The 24309-nt window shown below is 52.0% G+C and carries 19 protein-coding genes and 1 tRNA gene; 12 read left to right on the plus strand and 8 right to left on the minus strand.

Annotation, left to right across the window (positions count from 1 at the left end; all coding sequences use genetic code 11):
* Positions 1–121: 121 nt before the first annotated feature.
* The gene (locus H8K20_RS02185; RefSeq protein ID WP_154865854.1) at positions 122–1471 is read right to left on the minus strand and encodes an MATE family efflux transporter; all 1350 of its coding nucleotides are present in this window, start codon (positions 1469–1471) and stop codon (positions 122–124) included.
* A gap of 256 nt (positions 1472–1727) precedes the next feature.
* Positions 1728–2519 carry a substrate-binding periplasmic protein gene (locus H8K20_RS02190; protein ID WP_154865853.1) on the minus strand — a complete coding sequence of 264 codons (792 nt, stop codon included), beginning with the start codon at positions 2517–2519 and terminating at the stop codon, positions 1728–1730.
* A gap of 2094 nt (positions 2520–4613) precedes the next feature.
* Here H8K20_RS02190 and H8K20_RS02195 point away from each other — a divergent pair.
* The 3 genes from H8K20_RS02195 to H8K20_RS02205 all read left to right on the plus strand — a co-directional run bounded on the left by H8K20_RS02195 (position 4614) and on the right by H8K20_RS02205 (position 7508).
* Positions 4614–5174: a YdeI/OmpD-associated family protein gene (locus H8K20_RS02195; RefSeq protein ID WP_186487339.1), complete on the plus strand. Its 561-nt coding sequence runs from the start codon at positions 4614–4616 to the stop codon at positions 5172–5174.
* A gap of 1126 nt (positions 5175–6300) precedes the next feature.
* Entirely contained in the window at positions 6301–6654 is a 354-nt protein-coding gene (locus H8K20_RS02200) for a winged helix-turn-helix transcriptional regulator (RefSeq protein ID WP_186487340.1), read from the plus strand.
* On the plus strand, positions 6645–7508 hold the full coding sequence (locus H8K20_RS02205; protein WP_186487341.1) for an LD-carboxypeptidase: 864 nt from the start codon (positions 6645–6647) through the stop codon (positions 7506–7508). Before H8K20_RS02200 ends, H8K20_RS02205 begins: the two co-directional genes overlap by 10 nt.
* Before the next feature lie 94 nt (positions 7509–7602).
* Here H8K20_RS02205 and H8K20_RS02210 read toward each other — a convergent pair whose 3' ends face one another.
* Positions 7603–8049, minus strand: a complete 447-nt coding sequence (locus H8K20_RS02210; protein ID WP_186487342.1) for an effector binding domain-containing protein — start codon at positions 8047–8049, stop codon at positions 7603–7605.
* A gap of 300 nt (positions 8050–8349) precedes the next feature.
* Complete coding sequence (locus H8K20_RS02215) at positions 8350–9750, minus strand: aspartate ammonia-lyase (RefSeq protein WP_186487343.1); 1401 nt, start codon at positions 9748–9750, stop codon at positions 8350–8352.
* A gap of 293 nt (positions 9751–10043) precedes the next feature.
* Here H8K20_RS02215 and H8K20_RS02220 point away from each other — a divergent pair, with 293 nt between their 5' ends.
* Entirely contained in the window at positions 10044–10487 is a 444-nt protein-coding gene (locus tag H8K20_RS02220) for an Lrp/AsnC family transcriptional regulator (RefSeq protein ID WP_186487344.1), read from the plus strand.
* 103 nt (positions 10488–10590) lie between these two features.
* Here H8K20_RS02220 and H8K20_RS02225 read toward each other — a convergent pair whose 3' ends face one another.
* The 3 genes from H8K20_RS02225 to H8K20_RS02235 form a co-directional block, all read right to left on the minus strand.
* Positions 10591–10773 carry a hypothetical protein gene (locus H8K20_RS02225; RefSeq protein WP_186487345.1) on the minus strand — a complete coding sequence of 61 codons (183 nt, stop codon included), beginning with the start codon at positions 10771–10773 and terminating at the stop codon, positions 10591–10593.
* 214 nt (positions 10774–10987) lie between these two features.
* A complete protein-coding gene (locus H8K20_RS02230; RefSeq protein ID WP_186487346.1) occupies positions 10988–11407 on the minus strand; it encodes a hypothetical protein in 420 nt (139 codons plus the stop codon).
* 121 nt (positions 11408–11528) lie between these two features.
* A complete protein-coding gene (locus tag H8K20_RS02235) occupies positions 11529–12185 on the minus strand; it encodes a hypothetical protein (RefSeq protein WP_186487347.1) in 657 nt (218 codons plus the stop codon).
* Between the two features lie 259 nt (positions 12186–12444).
* Here H8K20_RS02235 and H8K20_RS02240 point away from each other — a divergent pair.
* Together H8K20_RS02240 and H8K20_RS02245 are read left to right on the plus strand one after the other, a co-directional pair.
* Positions 12445–12521, plus strand: a tRNA-Pro gene (locus H8K20_RS02240).
* 167 nt (positions 12522–12688) lie between these two features.
* The gene (locus tag H8K20_RS02245; RefSeq protein WP_186487348.1) at positions 12689–14230 is read left to right on the plus strand and encodes an ATP-dependent nuclease; all 1542 of its coding nucleotides are present in this window, start codon (positions 12689–12691) and stop codon (positions 14228–14230) included.
* Positions 14231–15321: 1091 nt separating this feature from the next.
* Here H8K20_RS02245 and H8K20_RS02250 read toward each other — a convergent pair.
* The gene (locus tag H8K20_RS02250) at positions 15322–16791 is read right to left on the minus strand and encodes a GntR family transcriptional regulator (protein ID WP_186487349.1); all 1470 of its coding nucleotides are present in this window, start codon (positions 16789–16791) and stop codon (positions 15322–15324) included.
* 150 nt (positions 16792–16941) lie between these two features.
* On the opposite strand from H8K20_RS02250, the gene H8K20_RS14160 reads away from it, so the two are divergent.
* The 6 genes from H8K20_RS14160 to H8K20_RS02280 all read left to right on the plus strand — a co-directional run bounded on the left by H8K20_RS14160 (position 16942) and on the right by H8K20_RS02280 (position 24032).
* Positions 16942–19182, plus strand: a complete 2241-nt coding sequence (locus H8K20_RS14160; protein ID WP_186487350.1) for an EAL domain-containing protein — start codon at positions 16942–16944, stop codon at positions 19180–19182.
* Positions 19183–19421: 239 nt separating this feature from the next.
* Positions 19422–20024 (plus strand): TetR/AcrR family transcriptional regulator, encoded by a 603-nt coding sequence (locus H8K20_RS02260; protein WP_164998093.1) that lies wholly within the window; start codon positions 19422–19424, stop codon positions 20022–20024.
* A gap of 35 nt (positions 20025–20059) precedes the next feature.
* Positions 20060–20818, plus strand: a complete 759-nt coding sequence (locus H8K20_RS02265) for an ABC transporter ATP-binding protein (protein ID WP_105203550.1) — start codon at positions 20060–20062, stop codon at positions 20816–20818.
* A 1-nt stretch (position 20819) separates the two neighbouring features.
* Positions 20820–23204, plus strand: coding sequence for an ABC transporter permease (locus H8K20_RS02270; protein WP_186487351.1), 2385 nt, complete (start codon positions 20820–20822; stop codon positions 23202–23204).
* A gap of 157 nt (positions 23205–23361) precedes the next feature.
* The gene (locus H8K20_RS02275) at positions 23362–23712 is read left to right on the plus strand and encodes a hypothetical protein (RefSeq protein WP_105203552.1); all 351 of its coding nucleotides are present in this window, start codon (positions 23362–23364) and stop codon (positions 23710–23712) included.
* Between the two features lie 2 nt (positions 23713–23714).
* The gene (locus H8K20_RS02280) at positions 23715–24032 is read left to right on the plus strand and encodes a hypothetical protein (RefSeq protein WP_186487352.1); all 318 of its coding nucleotides are present in this window, start codon (positions 23715–23717) and stop codon (positions 24030–24032) included.
* Positions 24033–24309: the final 277 nt, after the last annotated feature.

The raw sequence follows: 24309 nt of genomic DNA on the forward strand, positions 1-24309 counted from the left end.
CATATCTGCCCCGTCACTGTCACCGCCACCCGGCAGTAGGCGCTGTATATAAATAGGGGAGGGGAGACCACCCGGCCCCGCGGCCCGCAGTCCCCCCTCGGTATCCCGCCGTCAGCAGCGCTCACCGCTGCCGCGCCGTCGCCGGTTCTCCGGTCAGCGCCCGGGTATAGATGCGTATCAGCCCAATGGCTGCCACCGCCACCACCAGCTCGGTCACCGGCATGCATAGCCACAGCGCTGCCGGTCCAAACACCGCCGGCAAAACACAGATGAGCGCCCCGCTCACCGCCGCCCCCCGAGCTACCGATATCCAAAATGAGGCCCGCGGCCGCATCAGCGACTGAAAGTAGTAGGTCGAGAACACATTCAGCGGCAGCAGCAAAAACGAGATCCCGTAGCAGCGCATGATGCTCGGCGCAATCTGCAGCACCGCCGGGGTAGGGGCCATAAAAATGCGCACGAGACCGGTGGGAAAGAGCCACATCACCGCCGTCCACGCCAGTCCAAACACCGCTACTGTATACAGTGCGTAGCGCAGCACCTGCCGCATGCGCTGCCAATTGCCGGCGCCGTAATTGATCGAAAATATGGGCTGTGCCGCCTGGCCCACACTGTAGGCACAGCACTGCACGATGGTGCTGATATTCACGATCACCCCGTATACCGCCAGCGCATCCGCACCCAAATAGCGCATGATCTGGCGGTTAAAGAGCATGGTTAAAAAGCCCATGGCCACATCGATAAAAAAGGTCGAGAACCCGGTGGTGCCGATGCGGCGCAGCTTGTCCCCCAGCTGGCCGGTGCGCACCAGCCGCAGCGTGTTTTGGCGGGTAAAAAAGTGCACCGCCATCACCAGGGTAGTCAGCACCGCGCACAGCGCCGTAGCCAGGCCCGCACCCATTGCGCCCATGTCCAGCAAAAAGACAAAGGCGTAGTCGCCGACAACGTTTACCGCCCCGCCGGCCAGCACCGCCGCCGTGGCCAATCCCGGCGCTCCGTCGTTGCGCAAAAAGGCAGCCAGCATCTGGTTTACCATGTATAGCGGCACCACAAATTTAATGGGCAGCAGGTACTGCCGCGCAATGGGCAGTATCTCGCCGCTGGCGCCAAAAAGCTCAAGCAGCTGCCGGTCAAACAGCACCACTGCCGCCCAGCACACCGCCGCCAGTACCGCAGTGCCGATACAGGCGGCGGTAAAATACTCGTTTTCCCGCTCACCGTCGCGGCTCGCCCGCCCCTTGGCCGTGCCGTACAGCACCGACCCGCCGATCCCGGTCAGCAGGCCCAGGCTGTAGATGATGTTCCAGATGGGGGCCACCACCGCCAGCGCCGCTGTACCTATGGGCCCCTGGTACTGCCCCACCATCGCCATGTCCACCAGCCCGTAGATCGAGCCGATCATGGCGCTGCCAAAAGCGGCCGCCAGGTACTTTTTATAAATGTGTCTTACATCTTGGTGTAAAAGGTCCATCCTCGTCCTCCTCCCAATATCCCCGGTGCCATATGTCCTGTCCAGTGGCGCCGGGGCCGTGTTTGCCCTGCTGCTCTCCCGCCCATGGGCGTCAAAAAAGGCCGGGTAAAGCAGCAGGTATCTCAACCTGTCACCTTATCCAGCCTAACCGTTTCCTACGAACGGGCAGCCCTCCGCGTGAGCAATAGCTATCATAGCACACTGCTGCCGGGTTGGCAATATGTGTATTGTGAATAGATGCTTTTTTGTATCGGTCCTATTCCTGGCCGATCTCCCATTTCTCCAGTGCCGTGGTGTAAGCGCTCGAGCCCATGTATTTGCCGATAGCTTCGTTTACCGCCCCCATCAGGTCATCGTGGCCCTTCATGGCGATCACGTGGGTGCCCTCGGTGGCCATGATCTCCTCGATCTGCGCCAGATCGTCGTTGGCAGAAATATAGCCCTTGGCCACCTGGTCGTTGCAGGCCACCGCGTCGATGGCCCCGCTCTGCAGCGCTGCGAACATGATGTTGTAGTCGCCGGGGTTCGAGAACACACCTTCCGGCACCGCCTTCATGGCCGCCTCCTCACAGCTGGTGCCGGTACCGGCGCCGATCTTTTTGCCCGCCAGCTGCGACAACTGGGTAATGCCCGAGTTCTTGGTCACCACCATCACCTGGTCGGTCTCGATGTAGGGGTCGCTAAACAGTACGTCGCGGTCTGCCTTGTAGGCAAAAGCCGAAACACCAATATCCACCTGGCCCATCTGTACCGCCGTCACGATCTGCGAGAACTCCATCTGTTTGATCTCCAGTTCCAGCCCCATCAGTTCGGCCAGCTCTTTGGCCATGTCCACGTCAAAGCCCTCTATCTCACCACTGGCATTCAGCGACTCGTAGGGCGGGTAGTCGCTGCACATGCCCACCACCAGCTTGTCTTTGCTAATGAGCTGCTTCTGCCAGCTCTCCTGCGCACCGCTGTCGGCGGCGTTTTTGCCGTCGCCGCAGGCACAGAGCAGCACAGCTGCTGCCATGAGTAAAGTCAGTACTTTCAGCAAATGTTTTTTCACAGTTCTCTCTCCTCTATCTCTACAGCGCCGGGCCAGCTGCCCGGCTGCCGGCTCTCATTTTATACCCTACAGTCGCACAAAATGCCGTCTTCGCAGTCTCATAGCGGGGGCTCGGTCATATCTCGGTAGCGGATATCTTGCGCCCATGTTGGTATCACCGTGTATCGTCTTCAAAAAGGTGCCCTCCTCTGTGTGTTGGTATATGAATATATATACTATACAATTCATAATTTGTCAATAAAAATGCAAAAATATTTTAAATATACGAAATATTATACAATAGCGTATACATATGTACACCCGCTTTTGGCACGGGTGTCCCAAAGCACCTCCGACCGCCAGCCTCGCCAGTACCCAGCCCACACGTTGCAAAAAGCATCCGGGCGCACTCGAAAAAACATCTGCCACCCACCCCGTACCGCCACCGTGTACACTAAAAAATAAAGCTGGTCGCCTAAGTAGCAAAGCCCCGACCGCCATCTAGTCCCCATATACCAGCGGCCGTACCCCCGACCGTACCCAGCCCACACAGCAAAAAACGGCTATGAGCCCCCGACAAAATGCCTACTGCGCCCTCCGTACCGCCATCGTGTTAGATCAAAAGTAAAGCCGGTCGCCTAAGTGGCAAGGCCCGTCCGCCTTCTAGTCCCCCATATAGCCGCGGCCGCGCTACCCGGCCAGCAGTTTTTATCGTCGGGGAGGGCTATTTTATAAAAATCGCCTGTCATGGTATAAATACGTGTACGCCCGCCTTGGGTCACCGGTATTCCAAAGCGCTACCCCCGACCAGCAGCCCCGCCAGCACCCAACCCACACAGCAAAAAAACGGCTATGCGCATCCCGGCAAAACATCTGCCACTCACCCCGTACTGCCACTATGTTATACTAAAAAAGCTAGTCGCCCAAACACAAAAGCCCGTCTGCTGTCTCGATTGTCAGTCTCCACCGCCGGGGAAAACTGTAATACAGGACTATCCGGTATATGCGCACATTCGCATATGTGCACGCCTTTGGCCCCGGCACTTCAAAGCGCCACCCCCCGACCAGTAGCTCCCGCCAGTACCCAGCCCACACAGCAAAAAACGGCCATGCGCATCCCGATAAAACATCTGCCGCCCAACCCGTACCGCCACCGTGTTACACTTAAAAAATAAGGTCGGTCGCCCAAGTAGCAAGATCCGTCCACCGCCTGACTGCCATATACCCACTGCCGCGCCATTTAGCCGGTAGTTTCTACCGCCGAAAAAACTGTTTCATACAAGATTGTCCAGTAATACGTATATGTGCCTGATTCAGGTTACCAGTGCCCAAAGCATCACCCCGGCCGGCAGCTCCGCCACTACTCAGCCCGAACAGTAAAAAAGCATCCTGACGCGCCCGGCAAAACATCTGCCACTCACCCCGTACCGCCACCGTGTACACTAAAAAATAAAGCTGGTCGTCCAATCGCAAAGCATTGACCGCTGTCTAGTCACCCATATACCAGCGGCCGCACCCCCGACCGACAGTTTCCGCTGCCGGAAAAAACTGTTTTATACAGGATTATTCGCAATGCATATATACGCATGCCCGCCTTGAGTTACCGGTATTCCAAAGCGCTACCCCCGACCAGTAGCCCCCGCCAGTACCCAGCCCACACAGCAAAAAATGGCCATGCGCACCCGGCAAAATATCTGCCGCCCAACCCGTACCGCCACCGTGTTACACTTAAAAAATAAGGCCGGTCGCCTAAGTAGCAAGGCTTGTCCGCCATATACTTCCTGCCACACCTCTGATCAGTAGTCTCTACTGCCGGGGAAAACCGTTATACAAGACTATCCGGTATATGCGCACATTCGCATATGTGCGTGCCTTTGGACACCGGTATTCCAAAGCGCCACCCCTGACTGACAGCCCCGCCAGTACCCAGCTCGCACAGCAAAAAAGCATCCTGACGCGCCCGGCAAAACATCTGCCGCCCAACCCCACACCGCCACCGTGTTATACTTAAAAAAGGCAGATCGCCCAAGTAGCAAGGTCCGTCCACCGCCTGGCCGCCATATACCCACTGCCGCGACTCATCCGGCAGTATCCACCACCGGGAGGTATCGTATCATGTGTGAACTAATGCATTTTATCAGCCGTCAAGACTTCCGCCGTTGGCTCTCCGAGCACTGCCACTCGGGAACTGGTGTCTGGCTGCTGCTGGGCAAAGCAGGCGGCCCCAATACCATCAGTGCCAGCGATGCGCTGGAAGAGGCGCTCTGCTTTGGCTGGATCGACGGCCAGATGCAGCGCATCGACGATAAGCGCTATAAAAAGTATTTTGCCGAGCGCCGCAATAACAGTAAATGGTCGGCCAAAAACAGAGCGCTGGCCCAAAAGCTGCAAAAACAGGGCCTCATGACCCCAAGTGGCCTTGAAAAGATCCAGCTGGCCCAGCAAAATGGCCAGTGGAGCGCCCCGCCCCCACCGCCGGTCACCAGTGAGCAGATCGGTACCCTGTCCACTCTGTTACAGGCCTACCAGCCGGCGCACACCAACTTTTTGGCCATGTCTCCGTCGGTACAAAAAACATATGCCCGGGCGTATTTCAGCGCCAAGACCGCGTCTGGCCGCGCCCGGCGCCTGTCGTGGATGGTCGATCGGCTCAATAAAAATCTAAAGCCCATGTAAAGCTATCTCACCCAGCGCCTCGCTCACCGTCCCCTACTGCTGCCTGCTTTCCCGCAAACAGCAAACAGTAAGCGGTGAACAGCAAACAAAATAGCCTTTAACTGCCGTCAAAGTAAGTATTTACCAGCACCTTGTCCGCGGCAACTGCCCAATGCCCCTTAAAAAACAACGAGAGCAAAGGCGCTCCACCTCTGCTCTCCAGGTCCCTGTATCACCGTATAAGAACATTCTGTATCGCTGCCCGCAGCATATATGTCCAGATCTCTATCGTGCATACTTTTGCATCATTTGCTTTGTCGCCGGGTAGTTTTTTACTCCTTGCACGTCAAGTAATAACGGGTTTTACGCAACAAGCTAAACGGACAGTTTAGGTGATCCATCCCAGTCCCGAACATCCCCTTTATCCCAAAGTGTCCAACCGAGTTGTTTAAACATAAAATTGCTTTTTGCCGAATTGTGCGCCAACGAAGTTGTTGCCCAGATTTCTGGGGTGTTTTTCCTCCCAATAAACTGGAGCAGATGTAATCGATAGTCGGCTGATATTGCCAATCAGCTATATGACAGGCGTCCGTCTTCCAAGACGCCGGATACGAAAATGCATCTGGGATCAGTTCCAACATCACGCGCAATCGTCCCTGGGTCAGCAAGTGTTTTTCAGAGTCCCTGTCAATAGATCCATCTCTAGAAAATTATCCCTCATTCCTCTGATCGTATATTCCTGGCCCGCGGCCCTAACAGGGGTAAAGGAGTGCTTTTTGTCTATAGGCACCTTAGCAGCAGAGCGGTCCTATCATTTAAAGATCTGTCCGTCTGCAGCAGGCCTATCTGGTCATCACTCATAATATCTCCCCAAATTTCCCCACCAACACACCAATGAATAGTTTTTAGTACACTAAATAGCAGATATCGCATGGTTCAGGTGCAGCTTATATGTCGGCACACAACAGGGCCTTGGCTGTCGCCTGATATCCACCAGGTAGCTGCCATCTCCCACCCCGCCTCCATATCCGCCCCTTGTCACCACCCACCAGCCCGCCTATAATAGATGTGCAGGATCTTCGCTTTTGTATCTTATCAAATACTGTGTGTTCAGCAGCTTTTTTAAAAGAAAGGATAGGGAACACCCATGACCGAAAAAGAATTGCCCGCCTGCCCGGTCGAGACCACGCTCATGCTCATCAGCGACCGCTGGAAAGTACTCATCATTCGCGATCTGCTCGCCGGCACCAAGCGCTTTGGGCAGCTTAAAAAATCTATCGGCAAAATATCGCAGAAGGTGCTCACTGCCAACCTGCGGGCCATGGAGCAGAGCGGTCTGGTCAGCCGCAAAGTCTACGCCGAGGTCCCGCCCCGGGTCGAGTACACACTCACCGCTACCGGTTACAGCCTTAAACCGGTGCTGGATGCCATGGTCGATTGGGGCAGCAGCTATCAGCAAAAGGTGGCCACCCACCAAAAAGAGGGATTGCCATGCAGTTAACAGCGGGAAACAAGGTCGCGCTGGTGGCCTGCTCCAACGGCCTGCCTGTCGATCAGCAGCCAGAGGTGCAGCGGCTCATGCAGGTGCTGCGCGGCATGGGCCTTTGCCCGGTGTGCAGCGACTATCTGTACGCCGGGCCCACCGCTTTTGCCGGTACTGCCGCCCAACGGGCCGCGGCGCTGCAGCAGGCCTACGCCGACAGCCAAATCCGCGCGATCTTCGATATCTCCGGCGGCGATATGGCCAACCAGCTGCTCGATCTGCTCGATTACCGTCAGATCGCCGCCAGCCCCAAGCCATTTTTCGGTTACAGCGATCTCACGGTGCTGCTCAATGCCCTGTACACCAAGACCGGTGTGGTCTCCTATCTGTATCAGGTCAAAAATCTCATCTGGCAAAGCAGTGCTCAGCAACAGCCCGCCTTCGTCGCCAGCATGTTTTCCGGAGCAGACGACCTGTTCCGGGTGAAGTGGCACTTCCTGCGCGGAGAACGGATGTCCGGAACACTGCTGGGCGGAAATCTGCGCTGTCTGCTCAAACTGGCCGGCACACCCTACATGCCCGATCTCACCGGCAAGCTGCTGTTTATCGAGAGCCTTGGCGGCGGCGTACCGCAAATGGTCACCTACCTCTCCCAGCTGCGGCAGCTGGGTGTATTTAAACATATCTCCGGCCTGTTGCTGGGCACCTTCACCTATATGCAGCAGCACCGCCAACAGCCAAGCATGCACCAGCTGGTGTTACAGGAAACACAGGGCTGCGCCTTTCCCATCGCCTATACCAGCCAGGTGGGTCATGCCAACACCTCCCGCTGTCTGCCCATCGGCGGGCCTTATACAGTCCAATTGCCCTAAAATTGCCCGTTTTAACAATTTGGTAACATTTAAAAAGCAAAAAAGAGCAGGCGCCACCCGTGCGCCCGCTCTTTTTATGCTGTAGACCAGTAACCTATACCACCGCCACCCCGATCTCCACCCGGCAGTAGTCCGACTCCTCGTTCCACACCTGGTAGTCCTCAATGGTCGGTACCTCCCGCTGGCAGATCACCTGGCGGTCGATCAGCTCGCCGTGGATGTACTGCCAGCTCTTATACAGCACCCCGTCGGATATCTTGCCCTCGGCCTTTAACACCACCCAGTCCGAGGGGGGAAATGTGTAGAAGGCGTACCCCGGTACTTCCTCTGCCACCACAAAGCCCACCATATTGTCGTTGCGCCCTGTACCGTCAAAGCCAAAACACAGCCCCAGTGTCACTGGCTGCCCTTGGGCGTCCCGCTGCATCTGCTGCATGCGGCCGTCTTTTTTTATTATGTCCCACACACCGCCGGGTTGCTCGGTCACTGTCCGCACCCCGGCCACACTAAATGCCTCTTTAGCCACTACGCGGTATTTCACACAAAGCCCTCCCATCTTCTCGGCCCATCACGCCAGCGGCAGCAGCCGCAAACTTGTCCGATCGCTTTATTCTAGCACGGCACTGGTGGCTTTGGCCATCATTTCCAGCTAAACAGCTCTCCAACAGGTGTTTTCTGGCATAAAATCATGTTATTTCCGATAAAAATAGGGGATAAAAGTACGCGTTTGCACCAACTGCTACCCCACAAGAGCATGTCGGTCCATTAAAATATCAAGAAAAAAGCACCGTCCCAGCCCCGTCTTACAGAGCCTAAAGCGGTGCTTTTGGCGGAATTTTATCTACTGTACAGCCTGTAGCTGTGGCTCGGTCATCGATACCGGGTTTAATATGCGGTCCACCTCGTCGGCGCTCACAATGCCCATATCCACCACCATTTTTCGCACGGGAATGCCGGTTTTCAGCGATTGCTTGGCGATCTCGGCCGACCGCTTATAGCCTATTTTGGGGCACAGAGCAGTCACCATACCCACACTGTGTTCCAGCAGCTCTAGACAGTGCTCCCGGTTGGCGGTAATGCCCAGTACACAGTTGTCCACAAAGGTCTGTACCGCCCCCGTCAACGTCTCGATCGATTCAAACAGGTTGTAAAACAGCACCGGCTCAAACGCGTTGAGCTCCAGCTGACCCGCCTCAGCCGCCATCGTAATGGCAAAGTCGTTGCCAATCACGTTAAAGGCCACCTGCGACACCACTTCGGGGATAACGGGGTTTACCTTGCCCGGCATGATAGAGGAGCCGTTTTGCTTAGCTGGCAGATTGATCTCGGCCACGCCGGTCTTGGGCCCGCTCGAGAGCAGCCGCAGGTCGTTGGCCATTTTTGAGAGGTTCACCGCGCAGGTCTTGATAATGCCCGAAACGGTGACGAAACCGTCCAGGTTCTGGGTGGCATCGATCAGGTCCACCGCCTGTACCATCGGCAGACCGGTGACGTGGCGGATGTTGTCGGTGATGGTGGCCAAGTACCGGGGAGAGACGTTGATAGCGGTGCCGATAGCAGTGCCACCCATATTGATGGTGTGCATCTCTTCTTCGGCCAGCCGCAACCGCTCCAAATCCCGGCGCACTGCCTGGCTCAGCGCATAAAACGACTGCCCCAGGCGGATCGGCACTGCGTCCTGCAATTGGGTTCGCCCCATTTTAATAATGTCATCGAACTCCTCACCTTTTTGGCGCAGCGCCTCATACAGCCGCTCTAACTGGTGGGCGGCCAGCGGCAACAGCTGCAAAACGGTCAGCTTGCCAGCTGTGGGGAACACGTCGTTGGTGGATTGGGCCATATTCACATGGTCGTTGGGGTGCACCACTGCGTAATCGCCTTTTTGGCCGCCCAGCAACTCGATGGCCCGGTTGGCAATTACTTCGTTGGCGTTCATATTGGCCGAGGTGCCCGCCCCGCCCTGTATGGCGTCCACAATAAACTGATCGGCAAAGGCACCATCGATCACCTCGTCGCAGGCACTGATGATAGCCTGAGCAATATTGCCCGGCAGCGCACCTGCGTCCCGGTTTGAAATGGCGGCAGCCTTTTTGATGCAGGCCAGCGACCGGATCAGCAGCGGGTGCATCTTGCGTCCGGTAATGGGAAAGTTCTGGCTGGCGCGCAGCGCCTGTACACCGTAATAGGCCTCACTGGGGACCTCTAAGGTACCGATCGAATCTGCTTCCACTCTGGTAGTCATTGTGCACGCACACCTTTCTCAATCTACCTAGGCTGTCTGCCCAGGCAATATAAACACTTCTCTCTACCCACAGCATAGTGTGCCGGTGGCGTCTGGTAAAGCCTTTTAGGCAAACTAGAAAGAATGTTTGGTATTTTTTGTATGTACTTAAAATTGTTAAGCCAACCAGCCGGTTTGCTTTATTTTGATAAATTACCAAAACTGAGCGTTGCTCCTCTTTTAAACGCTTACCAGCCTGTGGTATAATCGTACTGGAAAACAGCTGCCCTCTGGCAGCAGGTGGGGGAATGGGCATGGACCGTGTAGACCAAAAGATCGTGGCGCTGCTGCAGCGAAATGCGCGCATGCCGCTCAAGCAGTTGGCTCAACAGGTCTATCTCTCCTCGCCGGCAGTGGCAGCGCGTATAGAGCGGCTGGAACGGCAGGGTATCATAACCGGGTACTGTGCCACAGTAGACGCAAAAAAAGCCGGATATGCCATCACCGCTTTTATCAATATGGTACTGTCTCACCAAAATCAGCCCGCTTTTCGCGACTTTATCAAAGAGCAAAAAAACGTGCTGGAGTGCTACCATGTTACCGGCGCCTTTTCCATGCTCTTAAAAGTCTGCTTTCCAGATACGGCCCAGCTCGATCTCTTTGTGGCCCAGCTGCAGCGCTTTGGCAACACCCAAACACAGATCGTATTTTCCCAGGTCATCGCACCCCGCCAGCTGGAATTTTCATCCGAACAGTAAGAGCATACACTCTGTCCACAATACAGCCGCATCACTGTCTGTGCAGTGCAAAAGTAGAGAGCCCACTGGCTTTAGCCGGCGGGCTCTCTTGGGCAAAAGATCTTTACTTCTGGTTTTCCTCGCTGTAGTCGCGCTCATTTTTTACTTCAAAGTCTGCTACTTGTGAGTGGATACTGTGCTGATTACCATCTTTGGAGCGGTAATCAGTGCCGGCTGTGGTCACGGTGGTGGGCGGTTCTTTTTTCATCTCTTTTAAAGTCGTGCGGTTTCCACGCGGTGCGATCATCTGTAGCGCCTCCTATTATACATTTAAATAGTCAGAGAATTTTTTGATAGCTGTTGCTTTTATTTTGCCACTATCAGCCGCGCACATACGTCAATGACTTCAATATCAGGAGTTAAAAATGGATCATTATTATATGTGTCTGAGCATGCTTGCTGATTGAAACTCAAAAAAGAGGTATCGCCATACGGCGATACCTCTTTTTTGAGTTTTATGGTTACTGTGCATCGGGCTCGCCGGAGGACGCTGTGTCGTCCTCATCACCGTCTTCAGCGTGCAGCACGATCTTGCCGTCCCGATATTCCACCTCGCCGTCTTCCACCTGAGTGTAGTACTCGTAGTCGTTGGTGTCACGGCGGCTGCCATCAGGCACGATATCCAAGTCGGAGTAGTCCATTTGGGCCTGCCGGCGTTTGGCTGCTGCCTGCCGTTCCTCTATAGCTTTTTTCTCGGCCTTTTTCTCTTTCGAGCCCTGGATGGCAAACCACACCATCAGCACAAAGAAGAAAATGAGCAGAATGTTGAGCACCAACATGATCCACTGCCACATTCCCCACTGATAGATGGGCAATTTCAGTAAAAAGGGGACGTTCGAGATGATCAAAACCAAAATAGTAAACGCTACAAAATAGGCCATACTGCGCTCCTTGATCGACTTGTAGTAGTGAGAAATAATATTCCCAGTCTCCGTTTCTCCACGGCCAAGCTGCAGTTATTATAGCATTTACGACCGCAAAAAACAAGTTGTACGAAACGCGCTATTTGCCGCTCTGCAGCTGCTGAGCCCGCCGCTCGCCTTTTTCAGTCAACTCGTAGCCGCCCCCAACAGCGCGCAGATAACCGCACTTAGGGCGACAGGCATCATAGATACAACCTTTGACCCGATCGACAGAGCTGTCTAGCTGATACCAGGCGGTATAGACCACATCGGCTGTGATGGTCCCACGAAAACCATACACATTGCGCAAATAGGCCATGATGGCGACCAGTGTATCAAAGCGGGTGCGCAGACGCTGGCCGCGCAAATAATCCGGCAAACTGATATGTCCGCCGTTTACCGATACATCCAGCCCATCTACAAGCTGTGGTTTTGCAGCCGCATGACTCTTTTTACGACCGTAAATAGGGGAGGAACTACCTTGTGGAGCCGTATCCAGCCCTGGTGATGGATCTTCCGTTATTGAAGAAGTGGAAGTATGGATTTCCGGGAAAAGAGCCGCGGGATCTTTTTGGTCAGGCAAATCATTCCCTGCTGCTGATATACCCGATGTATCACCATAAGTAGCTGCCTTTTCCAGCGCGCCAAGCCCGCTGGTGCGCAGGTCGTCTAGCACTGTCTGTACAAATTGATCCTCGCCTTCCATTCGGATACAGATCGTATCCGAAGAGATATCCAGTTGAAGTTTCGCTAACAAGATGGATTTCCCTCCTTTGTTCTTGCTAAATTTCCGGAATATATACTTTTTTATTCAGGATATCACATGTTCCGGGCATATACAATAAATATTTCCGATATTATTTAATATTACTGGAATAATTGCGACTTAAAAGTTGCCGGAACAGTTAGTTTTGTAATCAATATGAGTACGGAAACTATATGGCGATAAATTTATAGAAAAATAGAATTTGGGTGTTGCATTTTGAAAAGTGTCGTGCTATACTAAATAGGCACTTCCGGGTGTAGCGCAGTTTGGTAGCGCGCTTGAATGGGGTTCAAGAGGCCGCAGGTTCGACTCCTGTCACTCGGACCAAAGCCGCAGAATCATATGATTTCTGCGGCTTTTTATTTTTCTAACACATTGAACGGCATAAGCATAAAATTATGGGCGGGCAAATTCAACAAATTCTTGCAATTAGAGTATTTAGAGGCTATTATTATAATGTCTTATATCTACTCTACTAATGAGGTAATGATTATATGAGTTATGCCCTATCACAATTAGATAAGGATAATCTTCGATGGTTTTCTCATGATAAATCTCGTAATTCCTTAGTAGGCTTAGAAATTGATAACGGAAATATTCGAGGTGTTTTCCCCTGTAAAATAGATTTTACCTATCCAATTTCAGCTTTTGTCGGGGAGAATGGTTCTGGTAAATCAACCATTTTAGCACTAGCTGCATGTGCATTTCATAATGATGATACATTTCATCAGTTTGCGCGAAAAAAAAGTTATTTTACTTATGGAGATTTTTTCACCTTTTCTCCAGAAGAGACAGGCCTCCAGGGAATAGAAATAACCTATACAATTCGTCAGACGGATGGCGACATTCCCAATCTTCGAAAGAAAAAACCTAGCGGTAAATGGAATGACTTCAACACCAGAAAATCTAGGAACGTAATTTACTTAGGGATTAATAGAATTGTTCCTCCATCCGAGAGTTCAGCGCACCGCTCATATCGAAAAGCCTTTGAGACAGAAGCAATTCCCCCCATTATACTAGATCAAATTAAAACATTAGCGGGGCGGATTTTTGGAAAGAACTATTCTTCATTACGTATTTTTTCGCATAACTCATATAGGCTTTTTCTAGTGGAGAGAAATGAAATTTCCTACTCTGGATTTAACATGGGAGCGGGAGAAAATGCGGTAATATCAATTTTATTGGAATTGTTAATTGCAGGCTCCGGATCATTGCTAGTTATAGACGAAATTGAGCTCGGTTTGCACGCAAAAGCGCAACGAGAATTTATTAAAATATTAAAAGAAATATGTTATAAAAATAAATGTCAAGTTATATGTTCAACTCACTCTGACATCGTTTTAAGTTGTATTCCTCCTGAAGCAAGATTCTTCATCCAGAATCAAAATGCCCAAACTAATATTACCCAAGGGATTAGTGCAGAATATGCATTTGGGAAATTAGCTGGGCAAAACACCCATGAGTTAGACGTGTTTGTTGAGGATGAGGTTGGAAAATCTGTTATTATAAATCTTCTTCCTTTACACATACGAGAACGTTTAGAAGTATATGTTATTGGATCTGATCAGGCTATTTTAAAGCAAATGGCGGCTCGTTATCGAGAAGAAAAAATGAACTTCATTTCATTTTTAGATGGCGACAAACGGACAGCTCATGATGAACAAATTCGTCAAATTAGGAATCATTTGGAAACACGTATAGATGATGAAGGCACTTTCCAGAGAATTATTGGAGCTAAAATTTGTTATATACCAGGAGATACTTGGCCTGAGATGAGTATTCTTCAATATTTGTTAAAAGCTCCAAATTTAGAGGGTCTAGTTGAACGATGGGACATTTCTGCCGAAGATGTTACATCCTTCCTTGAACAAGCACTAGCTGTAGGAAAGCATAAAGAGTTTTTCCATCTAGCAAAACTATTGTCAATGGATGAATTTTCCGTTAGGAATGACTGTATTAAGTCCTTCAAATCTCAATACCCTGATGAGTGTAATATAGTCTGTGAACTCATTAGTGCAGCTATAAAAAGTCTTTGAGGTCAATATATTGGAGATCAAAAGGATAAAAGCCTCTTGCTTGCGGCCTGTAAACTGTTGATATGACTGGGTTTCTTTAAGTCCTATCATTACACTCGGACCATGAAGATTGTCGATATTATATCGGCAATCTTTTTGCTTATATTGATAAATTTTAGAAATACAACTGAAATTGGAGATATTCAGGGTGTAACACAGTGAAAACCAAGAAACAAAAGGAATTGATAGAGCTATATCTATCACAACTTGATTGTGAAAAGCAAGCGATATACCGTGAACTTATAATGTACCTTTCGGAGCTTGGTTACAATCCTAAATAAGAGAGGATGAGAATCTCTTTTAAGCACGATTTGCACAGCAAACAGATAGTCAAAATCGGTATAAGGCAAGCAGCCGAGACCGATTTTTATGTTTCGTTTTTTGCTTGCCAAAATTACGACAAACGATTTAAGAATATTGTAAAAACAGCAGTCAGCAAAAATAGTTATGAGGAATCGCGGTGTATACATAATCATTGTGATTGGTGTGCTGGAGAAGTTAAAACGCACGTTTATATTGATGAGTCGTTTGATGATACTTTAAAATTTCATAGCGAACGAGACCCCTTGACATTCCCGATGTCAAAACAGAGGATATTTTAGAGATAATGAAACTTGTGAATGATGAACATGACTATTTCGCTTTAAAATGAGGCAAGTATCAAAAAATAGAAAAGTAAATCTGGGGCTACGGGCAAGACCTTTTGAATACAATAGGCTCAATGGTTGGGCTGTTATTTAAGGATTATTCTCTTTTTTAGAAAATCAATCATGTGAAAAATTAGGATATACTGCATGTAGCATTTAAGATAATATTCTTTTTTCTTTCTAATGAGTGCCTTTTTTACAAACACTTACTAGTGCAAAAGCCATCGACAAAGTCGATGGCTTTTTTCTTTTTGCAATCTTAGTTCTCAGTTATACTATCTGATATGGATTGGGCTTATTTCCGAGATGAAAAATAGTAAAGTAGCCGCCACGTAGTGGCAGCTACTTTATGAAATATATGCTTACTCTGTAGGCCATGTTTACGGCCCAGTAAGATGTTTATTTTTAGTGCAATTCCTGCGGGGAGATAATATCGGCGGCCTCTGGCAGGCCTCGGGTAGCCACGAAATCGCGCACGAAGGTGAGAATGTGCCCATAGCAGGACGAGAGATGGGTGATAAACCCATTAGCATCTCCCTGCCGCAGAGCATCGAGAGCGGCGAAACTGATCTGAAAGAGCAGATTAGAGCTGGCTGGCCCTTCGCTGTAAAAGGAAAAATAATATCCCCAGTGCAGCAGCTTGTTTACCTCTAATAAAATAGTTCTGAACGGCGCTAGTGGCAGATGATCGGTGATACAAAAAAAGATCTTTTCCAGTGGGATCGCATTTTGGCTGCGGCACTGCTTTTGCAGATCGAGGACTACTTGCCGGTCTAGATGGGGGAGAGCCAGCATGGCTGCCGGCTTGATGGCGATGGCCATGAACTGCAGTCCGCTCAGGTAGAGCAGTGTATCGCGCCGGTAGGTCTTGTTTTTCATGCACTGCAGTACTTCGTCATCTTTTTGTAACAGTACTTGGGTACCTTTGGCATTAAAGGTCTGCCCAAAGCCCAATTCACCGAGCATAGCCATAGCTTTGCGTACGGTGGAGATACACACGCCGTATTGCTTGGCCAGCGCTGCCTCGGAGGGGAGAAATTCTCCTTCGCGGTATATACCCATGCCGATCTTATCGATGAGATCGCGGGTGATCTGGGTGTAGTAGTGGTCCCGGCCCCGCTCAGAGGTCCAGGTATAACCGGAATTGGGATCCTCCTGTGGAGGGGTCTTACAGGTCGCCAGCGCTTCATCGATCCACTTTTCCACGGCTATTGTCAGTGCTTGGAACATACTCTGAAATCGGGTGGTGATGAGTGCTCCATCTTTGGTGGGCAGAGACTCCATGGTCTGCATAGCGCTGTGAAAGGTACTGTGTGCCGCCACCCATTGGGCGTGACGGGGATGCTTTTGAAAATACGGTGTGCGAGCGTATATTTCCAGGCTGGCAAACATGTCCCGAAATAGGAGATTATGAGAGCGGTCTAGCAGTGTATAGAGCAGGGAAGAATAGGCCTGCCAGCAGACTGCCGGATCTTTTCCCTTGAGCCGGGCCAGATCACGCGACCACTGAACAAATGAGGCATCGCCAAACACCTGGGCTGAGAGCGCAAATACGGGTGGCATGATGATCGACATCGTGCGGTATACATCAATGATCGACGTGCGGCGTACCAGAACCGACTGCATAGCTGCATCTATTCCCTCAGTGACGGGCAACTGATACTGAACAGTAGTGGGCCGCCGTTCCTGCGTGGAGATATACCCCTCTTCTTTGAGTGCGCGCAAAACATCGCGCACGGTGCGGATACCGACATTATAGAGTTCGCACATCCTGCTGATAGAGGGGAGCTTATCGCCGTACTGCAGGCGTCCAGTCAGGATCTGTTCCCGCAAATCTCGGTACACGTGGTCAAATAAAGTCTGTTTATTTTGCATGATAGGCTCCTCTCGATCACAATTTGTCTTTATTGTACTGTAGATAATGACAAAACACAACATACTATATGTGTACGTACACAGATTGATTGTTGTCCCTGTAAAAAAAGCATGATAGCATGAGGATAGAGTAAATGAGGAGGTGTACGGGTGCGTGCGAAGTACGACCAGGCACAGAATAGATCGTCTGCTGGGCACGGGGTGCAGCTGGGCGTGATATCAGCTATTTTATTGCTGGTGATCGCCCTGATGTTGTGGAATACCTCAGGCCTAAAAAAGGCGTTGAAGGCCAGCACCGAGCAGTATGTGACCGATGTATCTGATCAGCTGGCCAGCGATATCTCTTCCCGTTTTCATATTTATCAGATGACATTGGCTGCTCTGTCGGAAGAACTGTCAAGTTTTTCAGGGCCGGATGAGACCCAGCAGCTCTTGGAGCGCCAAGCCGATATCCTGGATTTTGACGCGCTGTTCATCATAGAAAAAAATAAGCTCACGGACTTACCGGATCTTGGAGAAGTCGACCTGCAGAGTGTTCCGGGCATAAAAGACGCCTTTGCAGGCCAGCAGACGGTCACCTATATTGAAGACAGGCAAAATCTTTTATTTTTGACCCCCATCGAGCAGGATGGGCAGATCGATAGCGTGCTGGCAGGAGTGCGCAGTAAAGAGAATATGCAGCAGCTCATCCAGCCAAAGAGTTTTTCGGGGCACGGTCTCACCTGTATTATAGATGGTACCGGAAAGGTGGTGCTCTCACCTACCGACCTCAAGCCTTTTTTGCAGTTGGACAGTGTTTTTAAAGAGGGGGAGGACTTAGCTGCTGAGCAGGCGATCGCCCAGATGCAGCAAAATATAGCCCAGCAACAGGCCGGCGTATTTCAGTTTACCGCCACCGATGACAGCCAACTGGTCTTGTCTTATCGGCCGCTATATGTAAACGACTGGTTACTGCTGACACTGGTGCCGGCCGGGCTGATATCTGGCAGTGCCGACGCCTATATGTTGCGCGCTTTTTTGATCGTCGGCGGTATCGTGGCGGTACTGACGGTATTTTTGTTGCTACAGCTGCGCTATTACCGCACCAGTAGGAAATACCTGGAGCAGGTGGCATTTACCGACCAACTGACCGGAGGTATGAATCAGGCTGCTTTTCGTTTGGCATACGAAAAGCTCATATCGTTGGGTATGGACCCCGGCGCCTATACGGTAATCTTTTTAAATGTACGGGGCTTTAAGCTCATCAACGAAAATTTTGGTGTAGAGGCTGGCAACGATACGCTGCGCCACATCTATGTGTCGCTCAAAAGGCATATCCAAGCCGATGAGATCGCTGCCAGAGGAGCAGCTGATCAGTTTTTTCTGTGCTTGCACACCGGAGATAAAGAGACTATTCAAAAGCGTTTAGACCAGCTGATGGCCGATATCAACAGCTTTTCTCAACACACCGACATCCGGTATTATCTGACCATTTTACAGGGGGCCTGTGTGGTAGAAGATCCCGCTGCCGACGTGACTATTTGGCAAGACCGGGCCCGCATGGCCTGCAAGCTACAGGGCGAGAAGGGGAAATGTGCCTTTTACAGTGCCGAGATGCTGGAACAGATGAAGAAAGAGCAGGAGTTGGGCGCGCTGTTTGAGGCGTCGCTAAAGAATCACGACTTTCAGGTCTATCTACAGCCCAAGGTGAGATTGACGGATGGCCGCTTAGCCGGAGCTGAGGCGCTGGTGCGGTGGGTACACCCCCAGCGGGGGACCATCTTTCCATCCGATTTTATCCCGCTGTTTGAAAAGACGGGGGATATCTGCAAGCTGGACCTCTATGTGTTTGAAGAGGTGTGTATCTTGCTGGACAGGTGGAGGCGGGAGGGTCGCGAATTGGTTCCCATATCGGTGAACATGTCCCGTGCGCACTTTAAAAATCTCAATTTTTTGCGGCCGTTTACCGCTCTGAAAGAGCGCTACCACATCCCCGATACAATGATCGAGATCGAGCTGACCGAGTCGACATTTTTTGATGAGCAGCAGCGTAAGTTGGTGCAAAATTCGGTGGAAGAGATGCACCGCAATGGTTTTCTTTGCTCGCTGGATGACTTTGGAGTGGGATTTTCTTCGCTGGCACTGCTCAAAGAATTTGATGTGGACACCATTAAGCTGGATCGGCAATTTTTTGATGACATCGCCAGCGAAAAAGCGCAGAAGGTGATCGCCAGCTTTGTCCAGCTGGCTGCAAAATTGCACATCCACACGGTGGCGGAGGGGATAGAGACCCAATCGCAGCTGGCCTTTTTGCGCGCTGTAGGCTGCGACATGATACAGGGATACGTCTTTTCTAAGCCGCTATCTATCTCCGATTTTGAGCGGTGGGCTCCCCCGGCAATAGAGGGATGATGTGCAGCTTTCTCACCAGAGAGTGGCTGGCGCGGCAAGCTGGCCCGTACAAAACAAAGTGACGGTATGACTTGACAGGTAAATATTGATAATTTCTGGCCCGATAGCCGCCCCACCGGCTGATCGGGCTTTTGTTATGCCCGTAAATAGAGAAGAAAACGATTGACAGAAAATATAACGCATGTTATTATAACAAGTGTTTTAATAACATGCGTTATATTGAAGAGAGGAAGTATGCTATGCCGGCCAAAAAGAAGGTGACCCGTGCAGCTATGCTGCAGGCGGCGGTAGAAATATTGCGCAAAGAAGGCCATGACCATCTCAATGCCCGCAGTGTGGCACAAAAGCTGGGCTGCTCAACTCAACCTATCTACACAGAATTTGGCAGTATGGAAGCGCTGAAAGCAGAGATGAAGAGAGAGGCTGAGCGACTTTACGTACAGGCAGTTGCGCACTATACGGCGCAGAGCAAGTACCCGCCATATATGGCCTTTGGCCTGGGGTTTATCCGCTTTGCCAAACAGGAAAAAGAGATGTTTCGCTATCTGTACATGCGCGATCGCCACGGTAATGGGCGGGCGATCGATGATATCAACGCGCCCAATATCATGCAGACTCTGACACAGCGCTACAATATGGCCGCCGATCAGGCAAAACAGCTGCACTACGATATGATGATCTACGCCTATGGGCTGGCAGTTATGGTAAACGCCAATTATCTGGATATAGACGAAGACGAGATATGCCGCCGTCTGCGGCTGGAGTTTGTGGCTTTAGCCCGTGTTTACGGCGCGCAGGAGGATGCATTGGCGGCCGAGGACAGCAAGATGGGCAAGGTGTGACCGGGTGATATAAAGTCGGCGAGAAGGGATACATTATGAAAAATACCGTCATCAAGACCGAGAGGCTCTGCAAGTATTTTGGCACCGGAGCGCAGCAACAGCAGGTGCTCAAGGACCTGGATATCGAGATATATCAGGACGATTTTACCGTGATCATGGGTTCATCGGGGGCGGGCAAGTCTACGCTGCTGTATGCACTGTCGGGCATGGACCAGCCCACCAGCGGCCAGATCCACTTTTTTGACACCGAGATCGAGCAGATGGACAATGACAAGCTGGCGATCTTTCGCCGTGAGCACTGTGGCTTTGTATTCCAGCAGATGTTTTTGCTGGACAATATGAGTATCCTGGACAATATATTGGCCGCCGGCCTGCTGACTGGAAAAGACAAGAGAGCGATCGTGACCTATGCCAAAGAACTGCTGGGTAAAGTGGGCTTGACCGAGAAGATCTGGCGCAAATTCCCCGCCCAGCTCTCGGGTGGAGAAAATCAGCGGGCTGCAATCGTACGGGCGCTGGTCAACCGGCCGCAGGTCGTGTTTGCCGATGAGCCCACAGGTGCGCTGAACTCGGCATCGGGCCGGGCTGTGCTAGACGTGCTGACCGAGGTGCACCAGAGCGGGCAGAGCATCATTATGGTCACCCACGATCTGGTGTCGGCCCGACGGGGCAACCGTATCCTCTATATCCGAGACGGGGTGATCGGCGGTGTGTGCGAACTGGGAAAATACGTGAGCGGCGACCGGCAGCGGCACGACAAACTGCTCTCTTTCTTAGCCGAGATGGGGTGGTGAGATGTACAAACTGTGGATGCACGCCCGTGCGAATATCAAAAAGACGAAGTCGGTGTCGGCCACTCTGGTGGTGATGTTCCTCATCGCCGCGCTACTGCTTAATGTGGGGCTTTTGGTGGCTATTCGGTACGGCAGCTTTTTTGGCCAACTGAAAGAGGAACTGGCGCCGGCCGATGCCTATTTTGCTCTGCCCCAAGCAGTGTACACCCAACAGGTACAGGACTATATCAGCCAAAATGAACACGTAAAAAAGGTCCAGACCAACGAGGCTCTCGCTCTGGGGGCGGAGATCACCCAGAAAGGCAAGAAAAGATCGTATACGGTACTGCTGCAGAATATGGATGAAAAACGGGAGATCTCCAAGTGGAAATATGTGGGAGAACACCATCCGGCCACCGAGATGTCAGTTTATGTGCCAGATATCTTTAAAGCGGTTGGCGGTTACCAGCTGGGCGATAAAATGACACTGCACTACACCGACCAGACGACGGGCGAAAAGCGGCAGCTGACCTTTACCGTACAGGGCTACACAGAGGATATCTTTTTTAGCTCTACCGACACGGGGATGATGGGTTTTTATCTGCCGCAGGAGACCTACCGCCAGGTGGCTGATATCCTACAGGGACCGTCTTACCGGATGCACCTGGTGCACACCCGCTTAGACGAAGTGAAAAGTGCCTCGGCAGTAGAGGCGGGTATTCGGCAGACCCTGGGGCTCGACAGCTCCTCGCTGATGGCCGGTGACAGCGACGCGATGCTGATCGCGCTGGATATCGAACTTATCGAGCTGTCCCGCTGTATGATGGCCACAATGATAGCGGCTATGATGGTGCTGTTTGCGCTGATCATCGTTGTGGTGTGCCTGCTGGTGGTGCGCTTTCGCATCGTCAACAGCATTGAAGACGACCTGATGAAGATCGGTTCGCTCAAGGCTATCGGCTATACCGGCCGGCAGATACGCCTGTCGCTGCTGATCCAGTATCTGCTCATCGCCGGGCTGGGCAGTGTGCTGGGGATCGGCGCGTCTTACGGACTGCTGCCATCGATCTCGATGATCTTTGAGCAGCAGTCGGGCCTGAAGTGGGAGCAGGGATTTGATGTGGGCATCAGTGCGTCTGCGCTGCTGGTGCTGCTGGCCGTTGTGGTGCTGGTCGTGGTGCTGGCCACCAGGCGGGTCAACCATCTGAGCCCCATCAGAGCACTGCGGGGCGAGAGCACAATACACAAGTACCGGCACAATATGCTGCCCCTAGAGCGGGCCCATGGGCCATTATCGGTCACTTTAGCCGGCAAGTCGATCCTGCAAAATATCAAGCAGAATATCATGGTGGTCATGATCATGATCGCTGTCACATTTGCCGGTGCCTACGGTATCATCATGTACTACAATACTGCCATCGACACCAAGGCTTTTGCCGAGGTGCCGGGCATGGAGATAACCAACGTCATCGCCGCGCTCAACGCAAAAGAGGACCAGAGCAGCACGGTGGCCGCCATAAAAGATATGGAACATGTGCGGCTGGTGCAGTACCTGGATGAGGTAAAGCTGGAGGTAGACGGCACCCAGGTATCTTCTTACGTGATGGGAGATTACGCCGGCAAACAGACGCGGTTGGTCTATGAGGGCCGCTATCCTCAAAAAGATGGGGAGATCGTACTGGCCGGCATTTTGGCTGACCGCATCGGCAAAGAAGTAGGCGATCTTGTTGCGGTGCGCTGGGGTGACAGCGAGGAGACCTTTCGGGTCACGGGCCTGTCTAACGGCTCATCTATGGGCGGACTCAACACCTCTATCCGCACCGCCGATATGCGGCGGCTGAACGCCGATTTTAAACCGCAGATACTGTACATCTATCTGGATACAGGGACAGACAGCGCCAGCTTTATCGAGCGGCTAAATGATACCTTCGACAGCCAGACTCTGCTCAGTGTCACCAACTTTGACAAGGGGTTGGCGGAAGGGATGGCCTCGTATCAAAATATCGTAGCGGCCATGGGGCTGGCAATGCTGGTCATCACGCTGGCTGTGGTGACTCTGGTGCTTTATTTTATGATCAGCTCCTCGGTCATCCGTCAAAAACGGGATCTGGGCGTCCAGAAGGCGATAGGTTTTACCACGTTTCAGCTGATGAATCAGCTGTCGCTCACCTACGTGGCACCGGTGGCGGTGGGCGCGGCGGCCGGCAGTTTGCTGGGGGCACTGTACACCAACCCCATGATGTCGGTGGCCATGCGCGGCGTTGGGATCATGAAGGCCGGCTTTTTAGTAGACCCACTATGGGTGGTGGCTTTTGGGCTGGGAACGGTGGTGTTCTCTTACCTGCTGTCACTGCTCACCACCTGGCGTATCCGCAAGATATCTGCCTATGCGCTGGTGACAGAGTAGTCACTGATATCGGTGTATAAAAGGCGCGTACTGCTCCGTTACCGGGCAGTGCGCGCCTTTTTTAGCGGATAAAAAAATGGAGTGGTCATCCGCTCGCACCGCCCGGCAGCCGGCGGCATAAGATGAGGTATCCCCAAACAGAGAGGAGGGATACCCGATGCAAGAAAACGAGCGCGATCTGACCGAGCAGGAGCTGGCGGCCCGTGCTGTTGCCGACTGCCCTGCTGTTGGCTACCAGCAGGTCGACGTGTGCGTGCCGGTAGCAGTAACTCCCTACGCCCAGGTGAGCGAGCCCATCACCCGCTGTTGCGGCGCGCCGATCGTCACCCCGGGCAACGACCACTGCCCCGGCGAGATAAACGGCCAGTGCAACTTCACCATCAGCCAGACCATCTGCATTGAAGTGCCAGTGGAATTTGGCGCTTCGGCCATCGTCGGTGACACATATGTCGACTGTCAGGGGGCCACGGCCACCAATGTAAGCAGTAATTGTATAGGAGGTGCGTAAATATGGCGCCAAGCCGTGATAAGAAACGAGACGGGTGTGAGAACCGGCCCGACACCAAAAGACCGGGCTGCGCAAGGACTACCTGCACGTATACGCAGGTGGAACTGCCCATCTCGATCCAGCCGGCTGCCCAGGTGGGCGACATCCGTTTGACCTGCTGTGGAGAGCCATCTGTGTGTTGCCGCCGGACCTGTGACGGCAGCTGTCTGCTGACTTTTACCCAACAGTTGCGGGTAGAGGTGCCGGTGACCTACAGCGCCACTGTAGAGGCCGGCACCATCGACCTGTGTCTCCCACCTAAGGACTGTACCGGCAAGTAGAGCGGTTTGGCCCTGTTTGGCACCTTTTGTTTTAGAGCGGCGAGCCGTCTGCACAGTGCAGGCGGAGAGCCGCTCTTTTTTGATGGCCGGCTAATATCGAGCCGATCGCGGTGACAATGCGCATGTCGGTATCTGCGCGCTGCGGCCCAGTCATATTTATATAGAAGAAATACACTTCAAAACAGCCGATCAGACCAAAAAAGTGGGTCTGCAGTGGCTTTTATGTGATGCTGAGTAAGAGTTTCTCTACACATGTTGACAAAGGACTACAAAAGCC

Origin of the sequence: Neobittarella massiliensis (ex Bilen et al. 2018) (assembly GCF_014269355.1) — a bacterium.
GTDB classification, from domain to species: Bacteria; Bacillota; Clostridia; order Oscillospirales; family Ruminococcaceae; genus Neobittarella; species Neobittarella massiliensis.

Excerpts from the sequence above, each read along its gene's own strand:
- H8K20_RS02215 (WP_186487343.1), bottom strand. The coding sequence starts at position 9,750 with ATGACTACCAGAGTGGAAGCAGATTCGATCGGTACCTTAGAGGTCCCC.
- H8K20_RS02280 (WP_186487352.1), top strand. The coding sequence starts at position 23,715 with ATGGCGCCAAGCCGTGATAAGAAACGAGACGGGTGTGAGAACCGGCCC.
- H8K20_RS02195 (WP_186487339.1), top strand. The coding sequence starts at position 4,614 with ATGTGTGAACTAATGCATTTTATCAGCCGTCAAGACTTCCGCCGTTGG.
- H8K20_RS02200 (WP_186487340.1), top strand. The coding sequence starts at position 6,301 with ATGACCGAAAAAGAATTGCCCGCCTGCCCGGTCGAGACCACGCTCATG.
- H8K20_RS02260 (WP_164998093.1), top strand. The coding sequence starts at position 19,422 with ATGCCGGCCAAAAAGAAGGTGACCCGTGCAGCTATGCTGCAGGCGGCG.
- H8K20_RS02245 (WP_186487348.1), top strand. The coding sequence starts at position 12,689 with ATGAGTTATGCCCTATCACAATTAGATAAGGATAATCTTCGATGGTTT.
- H8K20_RS02250 (WP_186487349.1), bottom strand. The coding sequence starts at position 16,791 with ATGCAAAATAAACAGACTTTATTTGACCACGTGTACCGAGATTTGCGG.
- H8K20_RS02220 (WP_186487344.1), top strand. The coding sequence starts at position 10,044 with ATGGACCGTGTAGACCAAAAGATCGTGGCGCTGCTGCAGCGAAATGCG.
- H8K20_RS02185 (WP_154865854.1), bottom strand. The coding sequence starts at position 1,471 with ATGGACCTTTTACACCAAGATGTAAGACACATTTATAAAAAGTACCTG.
- H8K20_RS02205 (WP_186487341.1), top strand. The coding sequence starts at position 6,645 with ATGCAGTTAACAGCGGGAAACAAGGTCGCGCTGGTGGCCTGCTCCAAC.
- H8K20_RS02225 (WP_186487345.1), bottom strand. The coding sequence starts at position 10,773 with ATGATCGCACCGCGTGGAAACCGCACGACTTTAAAAGAGATGAAAAAA.
- H8K20_RS02265 (WP_105203550.1), top strand. The coding sequence starts at position 20,060 with ATGAAAAATACCGTCATCAAGACCGAGAGGCTCTGCAAGTATTTTGGC.
- H8K20_RS02230 (WP_186487346.1), bottom strand. The coding sequence starts at position 11,407 with ATGGCCTATTTTGTAGCGTTTACTATTTTGGTTTTGATCATCTCGAAC.
- H8K20_RS02275 (WP_105203552.1), top strand. The coding sequence starts at position 23,362 with ATGCAAGAAAACGAGCGCGATCTGACCGAGCAGGAGCTGGCGGCCCGT.
- H8K20_RS02270 (WP_186487351.1), top strand. The coding sequence starts at position 20,820 with ATGTACAAACTGTGGATGCACGCCCGTGCGAATATCAAAAAGACGAAG.